A 2365-nucleotide genomic window follows, 5' to 3' on the forward strand; every position below is an offset into this window, starting at 1 on the left:
GCCCGGTCCCATTCCGAACCCGGAAGCTAAGCCTGCCAGCGCCGATGGTACTGCACTCGACAGGGTGTGGGAGAGTAGGACACCGCCGGAACATAATTTCAAGACAGGGGACCCGTTTCGGGTCCCCTGTCTTCGTTTCTGTATACGGTGATTCGGACCCGTAAACTTGGTGTGAGTACAGTTCCACCATTGTCGGCGGCGCGACCGTGTCACCGACATCGTTCGATCCAGTCTTGTCACCGAGAGAGGGACCCGCCGTGCCGGAACAGAACAATGGCCGGAAATCGTTCCGGCGCAATTCTTCCGGATCCGACGCCGGCTTTCGCCGCGGCGAGAATGCCGACGCCGGCCGCGGAGCGGGCGAATCGGGCGGCCGCAGCGATGGTGGCCGGGGCGGGTTCCGGCGTGACGACGACAATCGTGGCGACGTCCGCCGCAACCGGGACTCGGACACCAGGGGGGAAGGTCGCGGCGGCCGTCCGGCCTCCGGCGGTGGCGGGTTCGGTGGTGACCGATCTCGGGGCCCGCAGCGGCCCGACCGTGGTGGCCGGGACGACAGGACCGGGTTCTCAGGGCAGCGTGGCGCCGACCGGGCTGGCGGTCGACCGGGGTTCCGAGCCGACGGTCCGGGCGCCGGACAGGACGAGAATCGTTCCCGGGGCGCGCGACCGCGGCCGGACGGGGACAAGCGCGAGTACGGGACGCGGGAACGCGGCGATCACCGGTCATCGGGGCGCCCCTCATTCGGTGATGCCGATCGCGGCCGGGAGCACCGTGGTGGGGGACGCCCGGACAATCGAGGTAAATCCGACGAACGTCGGTTCGATGCGCGCGGTGGGGCCGAGCGTTCCGAGCGGGGCGGAGACGACCGTCGATTCGGCGGCCGCGGTCCGGCCGAGCGGTCCGATCGGGGTGGGGATCGGCCTCGCCGGGATCGGATCGAGGCGTCCGGGAGCGGCCACGGTTCGGGAAACTTCTCCCGAGGTGGCGGCGAGTCCGGCGGGCCGCGGCGACGCGGAGGTGAAGGCGGCGGCCGCGGTGCCGATCGGCGCCCGCCGCGACCCGATGAACCGGATCTGCCCGACGAGATCCAGGCCGGTGACCTCGACACGTCGATCCGGCGAGATCTGCTGAGCTTGGACAAGGGCAACGCCGAGACCGTGTCCAGGCATCTGGCGATGGCCGCGCAAGTACTCGACGACGATCCGCAACTGGCGCTGGCCCATGCGCGGGCGGCGCGGCAGCGGGCCGGCCGGATCGCCGTGGTTCGCGAAACCGCCGGTGTCGTCGCCTACCACGCCGGCGAATGGGCCGAGGCGCTGTCCGAACTGCGAGCGGCGCGGCGGATGGCGGGCGGATCCGGACTCCTGGCAGTGATGGCGGACTGCGAACGCGGCCTGGGCCGACCCGAGCGCGCCATCGAAATCGGCCGCAGCGACGAAGCCCGTGCCCTCACCGGCGACGAGGCCATCGAACTGCGCATCGTGGTCGCGGGCGCACGCATGGACCTGGGGCAGTTCGACCAGGCCGTGGTGACCCTGCAGACTTCCGATCTCGACCCGGCCCGGACCGGTTCGGGGCCTGCACGGCTGTTCTACGCCTACGCCGACGCGCTGGTCGCGGCCGGACGTACCCAAGAAGGGCTGACCTGGTTCTTCAATGCCGCCGCCGCTGACCTCGACGGGGAAACCGATGCCGAGGAGCGGGCGGCGGAATTGACCGGCGAGGCCTGAACGACGGCTGTCGAGATCAGGCGACGGTCCAGTTGAGTTCGGTCCGCAGATCGGCCGGGTCCATCCGCGGATCCGGTTCGGTCAGGTAGACCTCCCACCGGTCGTCCGCCGGGGTGAGCCCCTGTTCGACGATCCAACTGCGCAAACGGTCCCAGGTGACACCGAGGGAATCGAAACCGCCCTCGTGCACCACACGAGCGATCCGGCCCGCCGGCAGGCCACTGGGGACGACGTCGCCGTCGGGTGTGATCCGGCGGTCCACCGGGAAGCCCACTTCGAGGTCTGTGAACCCGTCGGACGCGGTTCCCCACCTGGACAGTGCCGCTCCGGTGATCACGGCCTCCTGCGCGGTGAGGGTCCGCGGCAACAGGCCGAACGAGGTATCGAAGAAGGTGACAGTCTGATCCGGGGTCACCCGGCCACGGACGACGGCAGTGATCGTTTCGGCGACCTCCAGCAGTTCGGGTCGCGGTGGTCGATCGATCGACTCTGTGGCCACAGGTATCCCTTCACGTGATCTTCTGCCCGCCGCTGCGGGCCCCTGAACTGATCCGACGACTTCCGGCCGGGAAATTCATCGCTCGCGCGCGCCGGAATACCGCGATACGACACGAATGCGCATTCTCCTTGCG

At 69.6% G+C, this 2365-nt stretch carries 1 protein-coding gene, 1 rRNA gene and 1 pseudogene; 2 read left to right on the forward strand and 1 reads right to left on the reverse strand.

The features are described from left to right. Together rrf and ACWCPQ_RS10155 are read left to right on the forward strand one after the other, a co-directional pair. A 5S ribosomal RNA gene (gene rrf, locus ACWCPQ_RS10150) occupies positions 1-91 on the forward strand; the annotation flags it as partial. 664 nt (positions 92-755) lie between these two features. Next, positions 756-1733, forward strand: a pseudogene (locus tag ACWCPQ_RS10155) (tetratricopeptide repeat protein); the annotation flags it as partial. Between the two features lie 16 nt (positions 1734-1749). On the opposite strand, the gene ACWCPQ_RS10160 reads toward ACWCPQ_RS10155, so the two are convergent. After that, complete coding sequence (locus ACWCPQ_RS10160) at positions 1750-2232, reverse strand: GyrI-like domain-containing protein (protein ID WP_449896840.1); 483 nt, start codon at positions 2230-2232, stop codon at positions 1750-1752. Between the last annotated feature and the right edge of the window lie 133 nt (positions 2233-2365).

Source organism: Nocardia sp. NPDC001965, assembly GCF_053594175.1.